We start from the raw sequence: 17,590 nt of genomic DNA, 5'->3' as shown, positions 1-17,590 counted from the left end.
TCGAGGCGAATAGATGAACATTCCTTTTAGCAAACCCTTTGTAAAAAAAATTCATGACGATACGGCTATTTTACCATCACAAGTCAGTGGAAAGATGAAAATTTATGGATATGAAACGGAAACCTTAATGACGGTTTCGGCAACTGGTGCACTTGAAATGATGGGATTACTCCTTGATTTAAAAGCAGGAGATGAAGTGATCCTGCCCTCGTTTACTTATGCAGCAACTGCAAATGCTTTTGCGCGAACAGGTGCAAAGCTTATTTTTGGAGACATTGACCCTGACACAATGAATCTTGATCCCGTTTCTGTAGAAGGTGCTGTGACCGACAGGACAAAAGCCATTATTCCCATTCACTATGGTGGTGTTTCAGCGGATATGGATAAACTCACAAAAATTGGACATGCCAATAATATTCCAATTTTAGAAGATGCGGCCCATTGTATCGGGGCTAAAAATGGCAATCGTCTACTGGGCACAATTGGCGATATGGGGTGTTTGAGTTTTCATCCAACAAAAAATATCTCATGTGGACAAGGTGGCGCACTTTTTATCAATCGCGAATTTTGGGAAGAGCCAGCTAAAGAATGCCTGCATCAAGGGACGGACCGAATGGCTTTTTATAGGGGTGACGTTTCAGAATATACATGGCAAAGACTAGGGGGGGCTTATACTATGAATCCCTATTCCTTAAAAGCATTGTATGAGACCCTCGATTTCATTGAGGCTGTGACCCTTGAAAGACAAAAAGTGTGGCAGAATTATTATGATGGTCTAAAAACACTTGAGGATCAAGGCGTGTTAAAACTCGCGAAAATCCCCAAATATGCAACGTTTAATGCCCATATTTTTTATGTGCTAACCCCTTATAGGCAGGCGCTTTTAAATTACTTATCAGAAGCTGGAATACAAGCGTATACGCATTATGAACCGCTTCATTTAACAAAAATCGGCCAGAAGTTAAGTGAAAATAGGGGACGATTAAGTCAAACTGAAAAAGCAGCGTCTGAACTTTTGAGACTGCCTATATATAGTGGAATGACTGAAATGGAACAGGCGTATGTGATTGAAAAAATCAAACATTTTTTTAAATGAGGCTCTTTATGAATATACTTGTAACAGGTGGTGCTGGGTTTATAGGCAGCCATTTTGTAAATCAAATAAAAGAAAATAACGTAGTGGTATTAGACGCACTGACATATGCTGGTGATCGAAAGCGTTTGCGCAATTTTAATGGAACCTTCATTGTTGGGGATATCAGGAACCGTGACTTACTTGATGAAATTTTCAAAAGCTATGCAATTACGCATGTGGTCCATTTTGCGGCTGAAAGTCATGTGGATAGAAGCTTGATTGATCACTCTATTTTTTTAGATACCAATGTGAATGGAACGCATACAGTGCTAGAGGCGGCAGATGCGTATTGGTCTACAACCACTACGCAATATGAAGGAAAATTTTTTTTGCATATTTCAACGGATGAAGTTTATGGGGGGATTGAATTTGGAAAACAACCCGTAACAGAAGAAGCGTCTCTAAAGCCCGCCAACCCATACGCTACATCTAAAGCAGCAGCAGATCAGTTGGTGATTGGTAAGATGTTAGGCAAGAGATTTCCAGCAAGCATTGTAAGAAGTAGCAATAATTTTGGGTGTAATCAGCATGCGGAAAAGTTGATTCCTAAAGTAATCCATTGCCTTGAAAATGACCTTCCGATTCCGGTTTATGGAAAAGGAGATCAAATGCGGTGCTGGTTATTTGTTGAAGATTACTGTAAGATTTTATATAAACTTATGGATTTGCATAAAGTTGGTGAGATTTTTAATGTGGCAGGGCCATCTGCTTTAAGGAATATTGAAACCGTTTCCATATTAAAATTGGCCTATGAAAAATGGGTTGGGAAGACAGATTCTTTCGTAACTTATGTTACAGACAGAAAAATGCATGATGTGTATTATAACATGGATGCGTCCAAAATTATGGACGTGATAGGGCCATTTGAGTTTACAAATTTAGAGGCCTACGTTAAGTCCGGAAAAATCTTTGATAAGGGGTAGGAAATGAATACAATATTATATGGCATTACGGGTTTGCTTTTAGCAGTGTCACTTTATAAAGATCGAAAGAAAACCCATAAGGCGCTTAAAAAAGCGTGGAAAGCTTTTGAAAATATTTTGCCTGAGTTCTTAGTGGTGATTGTTTTTGTTGGTGTTATGCTGGCGCTTGTAAATCCTGAAACCATATCTGGATTGATTGGCCCTGAGTCAGGTGCTGGCGGAGTTGTTTTATCTGGATTGATTGGCGCTGTAACTTTGATTCCGGGATTTGTTGCTTTTCCAACTGCTTCAATGCTCCTGGAGAGTGGTGCTGGTTATATGCAAATTGGTGCGTTTGTATCATCTTTAATGATGGTTGGCGTTGTAACGATACCGGTTGAAGTAAAGTATTTTGGGAAAAAAGTAACAGTGGCGCGCAACGGATTGGCACTTGTGTTTTCATTTGTTGTTGCAGTAATAATTGGGGCGGTGATGCAATGAAAAATGCTTTCATGAGATATCGGTTTGTTGGACTTGCACTTCTGGCTTTGGGTGGCTTATATCTTTTCAATCATGAAATGGGGTTACGCGCCATAGATGTGACACTTTTCTCATTTGAGGAAATGATTTTGGTGATTCCACCTGTTTTTATTCTTTTGGGTTTGCTGGATGTCTGGATTCCCAAAGAAACCATGACCCGGTTCATGGGCGATAAATCAGGTGTGCGGGGAATAGTGCTTTCATTTGTTGTTGGGGCAGCAGCAGCGGGTCCCTTATATGGTGCTTTTCCGGTAGCGGCTGTCTTTATGAAAAAAGGTGTGAAATTCAGCAACATATTGATTTTTATAGGGGCATGGTCTACTATGAAAATTCCTATGTTTATCTTTGAATTAACAGCGCTGGGCCCTGTATTTGCCATTACAAGAATGCTCATAAACATTCCAGGTATTCTCATAATTGCCCATATTATATCACGGCGATTGAGTCCGGATGAAGTGAATCGAATTTACGAAGCTGCACCCTTTTAGCAGATACACCAATCAATTGGATCTAGGCCTTTTGACTCTAAAAAAGCATTGGTTTTACTAAAGTGTCGGCACCCCCAAAAGCCTCTATAAACAGATAGTGGGCTTGGATGGGGTGCTTTTAATATAAGATGGTTTGGGTTGTTAAGCATTTTAGATTTTTCTTGTGCTGGTTTTCCCCAAAGCAAAAATACAATGGGTGAAGATTGGTTGTTTAGAATTTGTATGATGGCGTCTGTAAATTGCTCCCATCCTTTTTTTCTATGAGAATACGCTTGATGGGCTTCCACGGTTAAAACGGTATTGAGGAGAAGGACACCTTGATCTACCCATTTAAGTAAGTTGCCGTGCGTTGGGATTGGACAGCCCAAATCGACTTCAAGCTCTTTATAAATATTCGCTAAAGAAGGCGGTATTTTTTCATTTTTTGGAACAGAAAAGGCATATCCATGGGCTTGATTTGTGTTATGATAGGGATCTTGTCCCAAAATGACAACTTTTATTTCTTTTAGAGAGGGCCTATTTAGGGCGTTAAAAACAGAATCTTTGGGTGGGAAGACTTCTTTTGTTTTATAAGCATTCTCAACAAAGTCCATAAGGGTTTTAAAATAAGACTTGTTGAATTCATTTGATAGGGCTGCCATCCATTCGGAATTAATTTTATGCGTCATGAGTTGCCTCCAAAGTATTGATGATTTAGTTTAACATAATTTGTATAAAGGATTCAATCTTGATGGAATCCTATGCTATAATGACAGAAGTTGAAGAAAATACATATACTATGAAGGAGGCGTGCATGTCTTTAAGAACAAAAGTCTATATTTCAAAATCTACAAATCCGTGGTTCAACCTTTCGTTTGAGGAATATTTAGTGAATTGTGTGGATCCAGATGAAGTGATTTTATATTTATGGCAAAATCAGCATACCGTTGTAATCGGAAAACACCAAAACCCTTGGCGTGAAGTTCGTGTAAGTGAATTAGAAGCTGACGGTGGGAAAGTGGCCAGACGGCTTTCAGGCGGTGGCGCTGTTTATCATGATTTAGGCAATTTAAACTTTACATTTGTGATGCATAAGAAGCATGAAAACTTGCACAAACAGCTTGAGGTTATATTGGAAGGTGTAAAAAAACTGGGAATAGAAGCCGAATTTTCAGGACGAAATGATATTTTGGCTGAGGGTCGAAAGTTCTCTGGAAATGCTTTTTATTATGGAAAAGAGAATTATTACCATCATGGAACCCTATTAATTGACGTGGATATGCCCAATTTGGGGAAATATCTTAACGTATCAATGAAAAAACTCAATGCGAAAGGTGTTGAATCTGTTAAATCTAGAGTTATAAATTTAAAAGAACTCAATCCTGAAATGACCATAGAGAACACCATTCAAGCTGTATCGGAAGCATTTTCTGCTGTTTACACACAGCCACAAGATACTTTTTATATTTCAGAGAACGATGCACCTGAAGATGCCAAAGATCGATATCACCATTACGCATCATGGGACTGGTTGTTTGGAAAAACGCCGGATTTCGATGTGACTTTTGAAGAAAAGTTTACATGGGGCGAGCTTGTTATAAGCTTTAAACTCAAAGGTGGTATTATAGAAGAAAGCGCAGTTTATTCCGATGCCATGTCTACGGATTTGGTGGATGCTGTTGGAACACTTTTTAATGGTATGAAGCTTGATAAAACTTTATTGAAAGCAACTGTAAAAGATTTAAAAGTGTCAAATGACCATCAACCAATGTTGGATGAAATTTACAATTGGATTGATACTTGGACACTGTAGAGGGAATAGAGAACCTTTTCTATGTTTGACGTGTGAAGCATAGAAAAGGTTTTTTTATTTAAAATGAAAACCGTGCGCCGAGTCACATTAATTTTATTTTGCATATTGTATACTGTACTCAAGAAAATTAAATGAAATGAATTCAGTAGGAGGGTATGCTGTGCAAACAAATAGAATTGATGTGAGAGAATTTATACAAGACCATTACACACCTTATTATGGGGATGCTTCATTTTTAGTAGGCAAAAGTAAAAAGACGTCAGAGGTTTGGTCTAAAGCAGAAAAGCTAATTGAAAAAGAGATTGAAGCGGGTATTATTGGCATTGAAACGCGAGTATTCTCTGGAATTGATGCTTTTGATGCGGGCTATTTAGATGTGGAAAACGAGGTGGTTTTAGGGTTTCAAACAGATGAACCTCTAAAGCGAATCATGAACCCTTATGGGGGCTTTAGAATGCTTGAGGCATCTTTAGATGCTTATGATGTGGAAATTGACACAGAAATGGCTGAAAATTTCAAAAAACAAAGAAAGACGCACAACGATGGTGTTTTTGATGCTTACACGTCAAATATGAAAACGGCAAGAAGTGTCGGCCTGCTGACAGGGCTTCCAGATGCTTACGGACGTGGCAGAATTATTGGTGACTACCGTAGAATTGTCCTTTATGGCACTAAAGCCCTAATTGAGTTTAAAAAATCTGATTTAAAAGATTTAGAAAACTTGCCTGCAAATTCTGAAACCATTCGGAAAAGAGAAGAACTTTCAATGCAGGTCAAGGCACTTAAACAAATGGAAAAGATGGCTCAATCCTATAATTATGACTTATCTCATCCAGCAGAAAATGCCAGACAAGCCATTCAACATTTTTATTTCGGGTATCTGGCTGCTGTTAAAGAGAACAACGGCGCAGCCATGTCTTTGGGCAGAAACACGGCATTCTTGGACATATATATTGAAAAAGATATTCGTTTAGGGGTTTTGACGGAAGCGGAAGCTCAGGAACTTATTGATCAGTTGGTCATTAAATTGCGCATGGTTAGACATTTGAGAACACCTGATTACAACACTTTATTTGCGGGTGACCCAACATGGGTTACTGAGTCAATAGGTGGTATGGGTGAAGATGGTAGACCGCTTGTGACTAAAACAGCCTACCGGTTTTTACACACGTTAACCAATTTAACACCTGCACCGGAACCAAACATGACGGTGCTTTGGTCAAAAGATCTTCCAGAAAATTTTAAGCGGTATTGCGCGCAAATGTCCATAGAGACGGGCGCAATACAGTATGAAAATGATGACCTTATGAGACCGATTTATGGGGATGATTACGGGATTGCGTGTTGTGTATCGCCTATGCGAATTGGAAAAGACATGCAATTTTTTGGTGCCCGAGCAAACTTGGTCAAGGCCCTTCTTTATGGCATTAATGGGGGGCAAGACGAAATGAAAAAAGACCATGAAGGACTTCCAATCAAAGTAATTGATTCAATTGAGCCTATGAACTTAGACCAACTTGAATACGAAGCGGTTTGGGCTAATTTTAAAAAGGTAATGCGTGAGTTGGCTGGGCTCTATGTCAACACCATGAATACCATCCACTATATGCACGATCATTATGCTTATGAAAGTGGTCAAATGGCCCTACATGATTCAAGTGTTCACAGGTATATGGCTTTTGGTGTAGCAGGGCTATCAATTGTGGCGGATTCACTAAGTGCTATACGGTACGCTAAAGTTAGGCCTATAAGAGATGAAAATGGCATTGCAGTTTCCTACACAGTAGAAGGGGACTATCCTAAATTTGGAAATGATGATGACCGTGTGGATCATTTGGCAGTAGAAGTACTTGAGTTTTTCTCAAGCGAACTTAAAAAGCATGAAACCTATCGGCAAGCAGAACATAGTTTGTCTGTGTTAACCATAACGTCTAATGTGGTTTATGGTAAAAAAACGGGTGCCACACCTGATGGCAGAAAATCGGGTGCCCCATTTGCCCCCGGTGCAAACCCGATGCATGGGCGAGATGATAATGGTGCGTTAGCGTCACTGAACTCAGTTGCCAAACTTCCTTTTGAAAATGTTTGCCAAGATGGCATATCAAATACATTTTCAATTGTCCCCAGTGCGTTGGGCAGAACTGAAACAGACAGGCGAACAAATCTCGTAGGTTTACTAGATGGGTATTTCAATCAAAAGGCATTTCATTTAAATGTGAATGTACTTTCTAGAGCGCGCCTGTTAGATGCTATGGAGAATCCATCTAAGTATCCAACGTTAACCATTCGGGTTTCTGGATATGCAGTGCATTTTAACCGTTTGACCCGTGAACAGAAACTGGAAGTTATTCAAAGAACATTTCATGAAAGGGTGTAAGTTATGATAACAGCCTCTTATCATTCTATAGAGACAATGGGCCTTGTGGATGGTCCAGGCATACGTACTGTTTTTTTTCTTCAAGGGTGTTCCCTAAGGTGCAACTATTGTCACAATCCAGATACCCAGCATTTTATGGGCACAAAACGACTTTCGATAGAAGAAGTTGTGGAAAAAGCAAAACGCTATAAATCTTATTATGACGCTTCTGGAGGCGGTGTTACGTTTTCAGGGGGCGAGGCGCTTGTGCAGGGTGAGTTCGTCGCCCTTGCTTTTGAAGCGCTTAAGGCAGAAGGTATTCATACGTGTTTAGACACGTCGGGTTATGGAGCATCAAAATATTACAGTGCTGTATTAAAGCATACCGATCATGTTCTTTTGGATGTTAAGCATGTAACAGACAAAGCACATGAAGCGTTAACTGGAAAGCCTTTAAAGGGGCTTAGGCATTTCATTGAGTCGCTCAAAGAATCGGATTGTAAAATTACAGTGCGGCATGTGATGATCCCTAAAGAAACGGACGCCTATGATGTGATGGATAGGCTTCTTGAAATCATAGAACCCGTGGTTTCAAGGGTTGATAAAATTGAAATTTTGCCGTATCATAAATCAGGAGTAGAAAAATATGAGGCGATGAATCTTCCTTATGTTTTTGCAAGTGTGCCTGAAATGGATCCAGAACGTGCGCAATTGTTTGAAGCATATGTTAATCAACATTTAAAAAGGATGCAAATGGCATCGCCTTCACAAAAAGCTGTATAGGAAATGGTGACGTTATCGTAACTAAAAAGTGTAATCGGGAAAATTGTATCAAATGTGGCAAACTTATGTGTATTCATAACGTACCGCTTTTGTCTGCGCTTACGGATTCTGAAATTGAAAAAGTTTCCGAAGGGGTTTCATCTGGGACTTTTAAAAAAGGAGAATTTGTTTTTAGACAAGGTGAAATGGCCAATAAGCTTTATATTGTTTGTGCCGGTAAAATAAAAATTTATAAAACGATGCCGGATGGTCGGGAACAGATTCTCTATATACTGGCAGAAGACGATTTTATTGGTGCCTTCAATTTGCTTAAGGCGGATGAGTTTGATTTTAATGCGGTTGCGTTAGAGCCAACAACTGTAAGTATGCTAGAAAAATCTTCTTTTGACGCAATTGTTTTATCCAATCCGGAGATTACGCTTAAAATTTTTGAAAAAGCATATGAACGGATTACACGGGCTGAAAGTTTGGTTGAACGCCTATCGAGTACAAATCCTGATGCAAAAGTGATAGGGCTTTTACTAGATTTAATTGAAAATTTTGGCGAAAGCACAGATGAGGGAATTCTACTGACTTTAACCATGAATCGAGAAGAAATGGGAAGTTATGCGGGTATTGCGCGTGAAACAATGTCTCGAAAACTTCAACTTTTTCAAGAAATGGGGCTTATAAAGCTCGTGAGTTCTAGAAAAATATGCATTTACGACGTCCATAAATTGAGGGCTTTAATTTAATCGTTTATACTGGGGGAGAATATGAAACTTTACAATTCAATGAGTAGAAGTCTTGAAGATTTTGAGCCAATCGTACCTGGAAAGGTTTCAATGTATACGTGTGGTCCAACGGTTTATAATTATGCACATATCGGTAATTTGAGAACGTATATTCATGAAGACATTTTGGTAAAAACACTTGCGTACATTGGCTATGAGGTCAATCGTGTCATGAACATCACAGATGTTGGGCATTTGGAATCTGATGCTGATGAAGGGGAAGATAAGATGCTCAAGGGCGCCCTTCGAGAAAACAAGACAGTTTGGGAAGTTGCGGCTTACTATACAGAAGCTTTTTTTGAGGATTGTAAGCAATTGATGATTCAAAAACCAAGTGTTGTCGCAAAAGCGACAGATTATATTCAGGACTATATAAAGTTTATTAAAGGACTTGAAGCAAAGGGATACACTTATTTTGCCAATGGGAATGTTTATTTTGATATCTCTAAATTTGAAGGGTATACCAAATTGTCTAAATTGGATCTTGACACACTTAAAGTTGCGCATAGAGATGATGTTGAAATTGACGTGCATAAGAAAAACCCACAAGATTTTGTCTTGTGGTTTACGAAATCAAAATTTGAGAATCAAGCCATGAAGTGGGAATCTCCTTGGGGCGTTGGTTATCCAGGCTGGCATATTGAATGCTCGGTTATTTCTTTAACCAATTTGGGCGACCAGATGGACATCCACTGTGGTGGGGTAGACCATATACCGGTTCACCATACCAATGAAATTGCCCAAACTGAAGCTTTTACTGGGAAAGACTGGACCAAATATTGGTGGCATTCAGAGTTTCTTGTAGACAACAGTGGTAAAATGAGTAAATCTTCAGGTGAGTTTTTAACACTTAGTTTGTTGGCGAAAAAGGGATTTGAGCCTTTGAGTTACAGATATTATGTTTTGAATTCTCATTATCGCAAGCAACTTGCTTTTAGTTTTGATAGTTTGGAAATGGCACAATCTGCATATAGAAAGCTCAAACGCAGGACAGCCCAGTATGCCAATCTAGAAGAGGGCATAGAATCGTTATCAAGTTCTGCCCAATCCTTGCGAAATAACTTTAAAAAGGCTCTTGAAGATGATTTAAACACGGCCAATGCAATTACAGTTTTATACGATGTTCTTAAGTCTGATATCTCTGAACCGGAAAAAGCGTATCTTATTCATGAGATGGACGGCGTATTATCTTTAGATTTGCTTACGGTTGAAGATTCTGAAGCGGATGTGAATGCAGAACAAACAGCTTGGATTGAAGCTCAAATTAAGAAGCGGAATGAAGCGAAACAATCAAAAGATTGGGCAACTGCTGATGCAATTCGAGATGAACTTAAGTCTAAAGGCATTGTATTAATAGACACACCTGATGGTGTTACTTGGAAGTTTGATTAAAAATATGTTCGGAAAATGAACAAAACATAGGTTTTCTGTGTATCAAAAATGGTTCGCCACGATGGTTTAAAGCTATTTTATTTTATAATGTAGTAGAAATGATACAAGCTATGCTGAAAAGTAAATACGGTTGGCGTGTATGGGTTATAAAAAGGGGTATTTCTAATGTATTGGGGGTATCCTTTTTTATTGGCATGAATTTTGCGATATCTATTTAAGATAAAAAATCAGGAGGTTTAGACTATGAAAAAACTCATATCCATGAAAGAAGCTGTTGCTCATGTTAAAGATGGTATGACTGTTATGATTGGTGGTTTTTTAGCATGTGGAACGCCACATGCTATAGTGGATGCTTTAATTGAAAGCGGCGTTAAAGATCTTACAATTATTGCAAATGACACGGGGTTTGTTGATCGGGGCATTGGAAGGCTTGTTGTAAGTGGACAGGCGAAAAGAGTGATTGTTTCTCACATTGGAACCAATAAAGAGACAGGCCGATTGATGAATGAGGGAAAATTAGCAGTAGATTTGGTGCCTCAAGGAACATTGGCAGAGCAGGTCAGAGCAGGTGGCGCTGGATTGGGCGGTGTCTTAACACCCATAGGTGTGGGAACACCGGTTGCAGAAGGTAAAGATCATTTGATTATTGATGGAAAAACCTATTTGCTGGAAAAAGCTTTAAAAGCCGATGTGGCCTTGCTCTATGGGTCAAAAGTAGATGAAAAGGGAAATGTATTCTATAATGAAGCAACTCGAAATTTCAATCCATTAATGGCTATGGCGGCAGAGACAGTGATCGTAGAAGCTCAGGAAATGGTTGAAACCGGAACGCTAGATCCACATTTGGTAATGACACCTGGACTTTTTGTTAGCTATATTGTGAAGGCATAGGAGGGGTTAAAATGGATGTAAAAGAACGAATTGCACGTCGTGTTGCAAAAGAATTTAAAGATGGCGATGTTGTGAACTTGGGTATCGGATTGCCAACGTTAATTCCAAATTATATTCCAGAGGGTGTTGAAATTATATTGCACTCTGAGAATGGATTTACAGGTATAGGGCCTGTGCCTTCTGAAGAAAATGTAGACATGGACCTTGTTAATGCCGGCGGAATGCCTGTGTCAATTTTGCCGGGCGGATCGTTTTTTGATAGTGCCATGTCATTTGCAATTATAAGGGGTGGACACTTGGATGCAACTGTGCTCGGTGCACTACAAGTGGATGAAGAAGGGAATCTTGCCAATTGGATGATTCCGGGGAAATTGGTTCCTGGAATGGGCGGTGCTATGGACTTGGTCGGTGGTGCTAAAAAAGTAATAGTGGCCATGACACATACTGCCAAAGGCGACATTAAAATTATGAAAAAATGCACATTGCCACTGACAGCCGCTGGAAAAGTGAGCAAAATTGTAACTGAAATGGGCGTTATAGATGTGACGCCAGAAGGCCTTAAACTTGTGGAATTCAACCCTGAATTTTCAATTGAAGACATACAAGAGGTTACGGAAGCGAAGTTAATTATTCCAGAAGATATTAGAGAAATGGAAGTATAAAGTGGATTTGACTCCGGCTAAAATTATAGCCGGAGTTTTTTACATATGGTATAGTAACAGTAAAGAACGCTAATAGAGGGAATTATGTCTGAAAAATCGTATGAACAACTAAAGTGGGAAATGGAAATTCTAGATGAATTTATTGAAAAAGCATATGAAGGCTTGATTATCATTGATGGTGCAGGCAAGATTGTTAAATTTAAGTATGAGAAGTTCCTTCATGTAAAAGAGGCAGATGTAATTGGCAAGCATGTGACTGAAGTGATTGAAAATACAAGATTGCATATTGTTTTAGAGACGGGTATCCCTGAGATGGGAGACGTACAAAAGATAAACGGTCATCAGGTTTTAACGTCTAGAATTCCAATTATTAGGTCAGGTGTGGTTATTGGTGCTGTTGGAACAATTTTGTTTAAAGATATTGCTGAAATTAAGCATTTATCAGATCACTTGGAGCAAATGAAGGCCCATGTAAAGCGATACAAACAGGAACTAAAACGGCTGAATTTGGCAAAGTACTCTTTTGAACAGATTTTGACAAATGATCCAACCATGCTAACGCTTATTGATTTAGCGAAAAGAGCCTCTGAAACAAACTCAAGTGTTATGATTGAAGGTGGCAGTGGTACGGGTAAGGAATATTTCGCACATGCAATCCATGAAGCCAGTCATAGGCGGTATGGACCTTTTATCAGAATTAATTGCGCCAGTATACCCAAAGCGCTTTTTGAGTCTGAATTATTTGGATACGAACCAGGTGCTTTTACTGGTGCTTTGACACATGGAAAAGTTGGAAAATTTGAACTTGCCAATGGGGGGACGATTTTTTTAGATGAACTCAGTGCCATGCCTATGGATATGCAGGTAAAACTTCTTCGGGTAATAGAAGAAAGAGAACTGGAACGTGTTGGGGGAAATCAAAGAATCAATTTGGATGTTCGATTTATTTCGGCGACGAATGAATCCTTAATAACTTGCGTGGAAACAGGACGTTTTCGAAGTGATTTGTATTATAGGCTAAATGTAATCCCAATTAAATTGCCACCCTTGGTGGAACGTAAGCGGGATATTCCGCTTTTGATGTCACATTTTCTAAAACAATTTACCAGGGAAAGTGGGCCAAGTGGGTTTTCAAGGGAAGCCAGACACTGTTTGGAATCCTATGCTTGGCCTGGTAATGTAAGAGAACTTCGAAATGTTGTGGAAAGCGCTGTTCAAGTAGCACGAACAAAAACCATAACCATTGCTGATTTGCCAGATTACGTTGTGAGTGTATCAAATGAGCGTGGGCTTGTGCTCGAGGATTTACAACTTTCGGAAACTTTAGAAGGGGATTTGAAAGCCGTTATGGAAACTGTTGAGAAACGTGTCATTCTCAAAGCGCTTGAAAAGGCTAAAGGCAATCGAACTGAAGCGGCGTTGATTTTAGGCATACACAGAACACTTCTTTATAAAAAAATGACCAAATATGGTTTGGATTAAATATTAAACAGTTTGTGAATTTGTTGAATTTGAGTTTACAAGTTAAAGCAAAAAGCGTAAAATATATTTCGTATCCGAAACTTCGGGTGCGAAATATTTTTTTTTGAAGGTGAATATGGATCAATTTGAATCGGCTATGGATATTCTAAAACTTATGAAGCAAATTAAGATGTCCTTGCATGAAATTATGGTGAAGGAAATGGAAGACCCTTCTATAACTGGACCACAGGGCATGATTATTGGACTTTTGATTCATGAAGGTCCTTTGCGAATGAGTGATCTTGCAGACAAAATGGGTCTTTCTCCGAGCACGGTATCTGAACTAGTGGATAGAATGGAAAAGTCTGGAACGGTTTGCAGGAAAAAACTTCAAGCAGATAAACGGGTTGTCCTGGTGGCATTAACAGATACTTTTCAGAAAGATTCTCAAGTGAAATTTAAGAAAGTTGAGTCCGCTTGGACGGACCGAATTCAAAAGGCGACCGTTGAAGAACGCGAAAAGATTAAGGAAGGGCTAAGTGTTTTGGAACGCTTACTGACAAAAGGTGATAAACATGACTAAGTTAATGAAATTCGTAAAGCCTTTCACACTGCTGCTGATAGTGGCGATTGGCTTGTTGTACTTGCAGGTGACTGCTGAACTGGCACTGCCGGATTATATGTCAGATATGGTTGATGTGGGCATACAGGAAAGTGGGTTCGAAAGGGCCGTTTTCCCAGTGATTGAAGGGGATGATTTTTTAGACATGCAGGCCCTTCTTACAGACTCTGAAAAAGATTTGTGGCGTCTTTCCTATATAGAAGTTAATTCTATGTATGAGCTGCAAGATTTGGATGAAGCCTCTTTATCGGCACTTGAGCAGAGCACGGTATCTATTTTTGCTAAAATGACAAATGCCAATGAAGTTGATGAAGCAACTCTAATGAAGATGACCCTTGCTGGTATAGTGACATATTCTGAATCCATAGGTGTCGATATTGAATCCATTCAAAGAACATATATTTTGGGTGTTGGAGGTAAAATGCTCTTGCTTGCGCTTTTGGGTGCGGTCGCTTCCATTGCAGTAGGCTTTATAGCTGCAAGAGTCGCAGCTGGTATGGGACGCAATCTTAGAAAATCTGTATTTGAAAAGGTATCTAAATTTTCAAGTTATGAAATGGACCGCTTTACAACGGCTTCCTTAATTACCAGAAGCACAAATGACATTACTCAAATACAAAATTTGATGGTTATGATGATTCGAATGCTTTTTTATGCCCCCTTGTTAGGTGTTGGTGGTATCTTGAAAGCACTTGAAAAGAGTACATCTATGTCCTGGATTATAGCACTTGCCGTTCTTATCTTATTGGGTCTTGTAATTTTGATTTTTTCAATTACAATGCCTAAATTTAAAGCCATACAAAAAATGGTGGATGGGTTAAACCGAGTTGTACGTGAAAATTTAACGGGCATGATGGTGATTCGGGCCTTTAATACTCAAGCATTTGAAGAAAATCGATTCGATGTTGCCAATAAAGAATTGACTCAAACAAATTTGTTTGTCAATCGTATTATGGTGTTTTTATTCCCTGCCATGACCGTTATCATGAATGGCGTAACTTTGATTATTGTGTGGATTGGTGCAAAGCAAATTGATGCATCGGCAATGCAAGTAGGGGATATGATGGCTTTTATGCAGTACGCAATACAAATTATCATGTCGTTTTTAATGCTTTCAATGATGTTTATTATGGTGCCACGTGCATCGGTATCGGCTGCAAGAATAGCGGAAGTCTTGGAGTCTGAAGTTCAAATCTTAGATCCCATTAAACCCAAAGATCTCAAGGAAAATGGCCTAGGGAAATTGGAATTCAATCAAGTGAGTTTCAAATATCCAGGTGCAGAAGAGGAAGTTCTTAAAGATATTTCCTTTACCCTAGAGCCTGGAACATTTACGGGTGTTATTGGATCAACGGGATCTGGAAAATCATCGTTGGTAAAACTAATCCCAAGGTTTTATGAGTTTTCTTCAGGTGAAATTTCGATAGATGGGACTTCGATTCAGGATTTGAAACTTGCTGATTTAAGAGCAATGATTGGTTATGTGCCTCAAAGGTCTTTACTGTTTCAGGGGACAATAGAATCCAATCTTAAACTAGGGCATAAAAATGTCTCAACTGATTTAATGGATCAGGCTGTACGTATTGCTCAAGCAAAAGATATTGTGGAGGCATCTTCTGATGGGATGCAAACGCAAGTTTCACAAGGTGGTGCAAACTTATCTGGAGGGCAGAAACAAAGACTCGCGATTGCACGCGCGATTGCAAAAAAACCAAAACTGTACTTATTTGATGACAGTTTTTCTGCACTAGATTTTAAAACAGATTCAAATCTGAGACATGCTCTAAAGGAAGAACTTGAAACGGCTACAGTATTACTTGTTGCACAGCGTGTAGCTTCTATTAAGAATGCAGATCAGATTTTGGTGCTGGATGAAGGACAATTGGTGGGCCAAGGAACACACAGTCTGTTAATGGAGACGTGTTCTGTCTATCGTGAAATTGCGCTTTCACAGTTAAATGTGGAGGAACTGTCATGAGTGAAAAAAGAAAACATGGTCAAGTAGCAATGGGCGAAAAACCAAAGAATTTCAAAAAATCTTTGAAGCGTCTCTGGTCTTATCTGAGTGCCTATAAAATAAAAATCATCATTGTCGTTATTTTTGCGGCTGCAAGTGCAGGTTTTGGGATTGTTGGGCCTAAGTTGCTGGGTAAAGCGACTACGCGACTTTTTCAAGGCGTGATGGGGCGTATGGTTGATGCGTCTGTTGGCATTGATTTTAACTATATATCTGGAATCCTTTTAACACTTGCTGGACTATATGGGTTGAGTGCACTTTTTTCCTATATTCAAGGGTTTGTTATGTCCGGTGTCTCTATGCAAGTGAGTTACAATATGCGTAATCAAATTATACAGAAAATGAACAGGATGCCATTTAAATACTTTGATGAGACGAATCATGGAGAAGTTTTATCCAGAATCACAAACGATGTGGATACGGTTAGTAATACACTGAATCAAAGTTTGACACAACTTATTACGTCTGCAACAACTGTTATTGGCGTCTTGGTCATGATGTTATCTATTAGTGGTACTATGACGCTGGTTGCACTTTTAAGCATTCCAATTTCCATGATACTGGTTATGATGATTATTAAAAACTCCCAGAAATATTTTAAAGGTCAACAGGCAGAACTTGGCCATGTAAACGGGCATATTGAAGAGTCTTTTAGTGGTCATATTGAAATAAAAGCTTTTGGTGCAGAAGCTGAGCGTGCTGAAACTTTTGATGGTTATAACAATGCCTTATACAACACATCTTGGAAGGCGCAATTTCTTTCGTCAATGATGATGCCGGTTATAAACATTGTGGGAAATCTTAGTTATGTTGCTGTTACAGTGCTTGGAGCTACTTTAGCAACGAGAAGGCTAATAGAAGTGGGTGATATTCAAGCCTTTATCCAATATGTAAGAAATTTTACCCAACCTATTGGTCAACTTGCAAATGTGTCAAATATACTCCAGCAAACGGTGGCAGCAGCAGAGCGTGTTTTTGAATTTTTGGATGAAGCAGAAGAAATTTCTGATGCAGAAGCTGATGCGGTTACAGAAGACGTTAAAGGTCATGTTGTTTTTAAGAATGTACACTTTGGCTACACTCCTGAGCGTGTGGTTATTAATAATTTTTCTGCTGAAGTAGCACCTGGTCAAAAGGTAGCTATAGTAGGTCCAACAGGTGCGGGAAAAACCACGATGGTTAAACTGTTAATGCGTTTTTATGACGTTCAAAATGGTGATATTTTACTGGACAATCGGAATGTGAAATCGTATTCAAGACATGGTCTAAGACATCAGTTTGGGATGGTTCTACAGGATACATGGCTATACAATGCGTCTATTATGGAAAACATTAGGTATGGGCGCTTGGATGCAACGGATGAGGAAGTGATTGAAGCGGCAAAATCAGCCCATGTAGATTCTTTTGTACACACTTTACCGGGGGGCTATCATATGATTTTAAATGAAGATGCCACCAACGTATCACAGGGACAGAAGCAATTGATTACAATTGCAAGAGCCATATTGTCAGATCCCAAAGTTATGATCCTAGATGAAGCGACAAGTTCTGTAGATACCCGGACAGAAAAACAAATTCAATCGGCCATGCTTAAACTAATGAACAATAGGACAAGTTTTATTATTGCCCATAGGCTCTCCACCATAAGAGATGCAGATTTAATTCTCGTTATGGACAAAGGTGACATTGTAGAGCAAGGAAATCATGAGACGCTAATCGCTCAAAATGGGTTTTATTATGACCTTTATACCAGTCAATTTGCAAAGTAGGAGGCGT

At 39.1% G+C, this 17,590-nt stretch carries 16 protein-coding genes; 15 read left to right on the top strand and 1 reads right to left on the bottom strand.

Annotated features, from left to right (window positions below):
- Window positions 1–13: 13 nt before the first annotated feature.
- The 4 genes from JOC49_RS08140 to JOC49_RS08125 are packed head-to-tail and all read left to right on the top strand — an operon-like array spanning window position 14 to window position 3,065.
- Complete coding sequence (locus JOC49_RS08140; RefSeq protein WP_204664180.1) at window positions 14–1,096, top strand: aminotransferase class I/II-fold pyridoxal phosphate-dependent enzyme; 1,083 nt, start codon at window positions 14–16, stop codon at window positions 1,094–1,096.
- 8 nt (window positions 1,097–1,104) lie between these two features.
- Window positions 1,105–2,058, top strand: a complete 954-nt coding sequence (locus tag JOC49_RS08135; RefSeq protein ID WP_204664178.1) for a dTDP-glucose 4,6-dehydratase — start codon at window positions 1,105–1,107, stop codon at window positions 2,056–2,058.
- A 3-nt stretch (window positions 2,059–2,061) separates the two neighbouring features.
- Window positions 2,062–2,538, top strand: coding sequence for a permease (locus tag JOC49_RS08130; RefSeq protein ID WP_204664177.1), 477 nt, complete (start codon window positions 2,062–2,064; stop codon window positions 2,536–2,538).
- Complete coding sequence (locus JOC49_RS08125) at window positions 2,535–3,065, top strand: permease (RefSeq protein ID WP_204664175.1); 531 nt, start codon at window positions 2,535–2,537, stop codon at window positions 3,063–3,065. Before JOC49_RS08130 ends, JOC49_RS08125 begins: the two co-directional genes overlap by 4 nt.
- On the opposite strand, the gene ung is transcribed toward JOC49_RS08125, so the two are convergent.
- Window positions 3,062–3,733: a uracil-DNA glycosylase gene (gene ung, locus JOC49_RS08120; RefSeq protein WP_204664173.1), complete on the bottom strand. Its 672-nt coding sequence runs from the start codon at window positions 3,731–3,733 to the stop codon at window positions 3,062–3,064. The genes JOC49_RS08125 and ung overlap by 4 nt on opposite strands.
- 125 nt (window positions 3,734–3,858) lie before the next feature.
- On the opposite strand from ung, the gene JOC49_RS08115 reads away from it, so the two are divergent.
- The 11 genes from JOC49_RS08115 (at window position 3,859) to JOC49_RS08065 (ending at window position 17,583) form a co-directional block, all read left to right on the top strand.
- Window positions 3,859–4,857, top strand: a complete 999-nt coding sequence (locus JOC49_RS08115) for a lipoate--protein ligase (protein ID WP_204664171.1) — start codon at window positions 3,859–3,861, stop codon at window positions 4,855–4,857.
- Window positions 4,858–5,017: 160 nt separating this feature from the next.
- Entirely contained in the window at window positions 5,018–7,234 is a 2,217-nt protein-coding gene (gene pflB / locus JOC49_RS08110; protein ID WP_341534670.1) for a formate C-acetyltransferase, read from the top strand.
- Window positions 7,235–7,237: 3 nt separating this feature from the next.
- The gene (pflA, locus tag JOC49_RS08105; protein WP_204664167.1) at window positions 7,238–7,996 is read left to right on the top strand and encodes a pyruvate formate-lyase-activating protein; all 759 of its coding nucleotides are present in this window, start codon (window positions 7,238–7,240) and stop codon (window positions 7,994–7,996) included.
- A 65-nt stretch (window positions 7,997–8,061) separates the two neighbouring features.
- Complete coding sequence (locus JOC49_RS08100; RefSeq protein WP_204664165.1) at window positions 8,062–8,730, top strand: Crp/Fnr family transcriptional regulator; 669 nt, start codon at window positions 8,062–8,064, stop codon at window positions 8,728–8,730.
- Window positions 8,731–8,751: 21 nt separating this feature from the next.
- Window positions 8,752–10,161: a cysteine--tRNA ligase gene (gene cysS, locus JOC49_RS08095; protein ID WP_204664163.1), complete on the top strand. Its 1,410-nt coding sequence runs from the start codon at window positions 8,752–8,754 to the stop codon at window positions 10,159–10,161.
- Between the two features lie 243 nt (window positions 10,162–10,404).
- Window positions 10,405–11,052 (top strand): CoA transferase subunit A, encoded by a 648-nt coding sequence (locus JOC49_RS08090; protein ID WP_204664161.1) that lies wholly within the window; start codon window positions 10,405–10,407, stop codon window positions 11,050–11,052.
- Window positions 11,053–11,063: 11 nt separating this feature from the next.
- Entirely contained in the window at window positions 11,064–11,714 is a 651-nt protein-coding gene (locus JOC49_RS08085) for a 3-oxoacid CoA-transferase subunit B (protein ID WP_204664159.1), read from the top strand.
- 84 nt (window positions 11,715–11,798) lie between these two features.
- Entirely contained in the window at window positions 11,799–13,196 is a 1,398-nt protein-coding gene (locus JOC49_RS08080) for a sigma-54 interaction domain-containing protein (protein WP_204664157.1), read from the top strand.
- A gap of 115 nt (window positions 13,197–13,311) precedes the next feature.
- Window positions 13,312–13,758 (top strand): MarR family winged helix-turn-helix transcriptional regulator, encoded by a 447-nt coding sequence (locus JOC49_RS08075; protein ID WP_204664155.1) that lies wholly within the window; start codon window positions 13,312–13,314, stop codon window positions 13,756–13,758.
- On the top strand, window positions 13,751–15,775 hold the full coding sequence (locus JOC49_RS08070; RefSeq protein ID WP_204664154.1) for an ABC transporter ATP-binding protein: 2,025 nt from the start codon (window positions 13,751–13,753) through the stop codon (window positions 15,773–15,775). Before JOC49_RS08075 ends, JOC49_RS08070 begins: the two co-directional genes overlap by 8 nt.
- Window positions 15,772–17,583, top strand: coding sequence for an ABC transporter ATP-binding protein (locus JOC49_RS08065; protein WP_204664153.1), 1,812 nt, complete (start codon window positions 15,772–15,774; stop codon window positions 17,581–17,583). Before JOC49_RS08070 ends, JOC49_RS08065 begins: the two co-directional genes overlap by 4 nt.
- Window positions 17,584–17,590: the final 7 nt, after the last annotated feature.

Source organism: Fusibacter tunisiensis, from assembly GCF_016908355.1.
In the GTDB taxonomy this organism is placed as follows: domain Bacteria; phylum Bacillota; class Clostridia; order Peptostreptococcales; family Acidaminobacteraceae; genus Fusibacter_D; species Fusibacter_D tunisiensis.
Note: the sequence above shows the minus strand (reverse complement) of the source record. Positions and strands in the feature narration are given on the sequence as shown.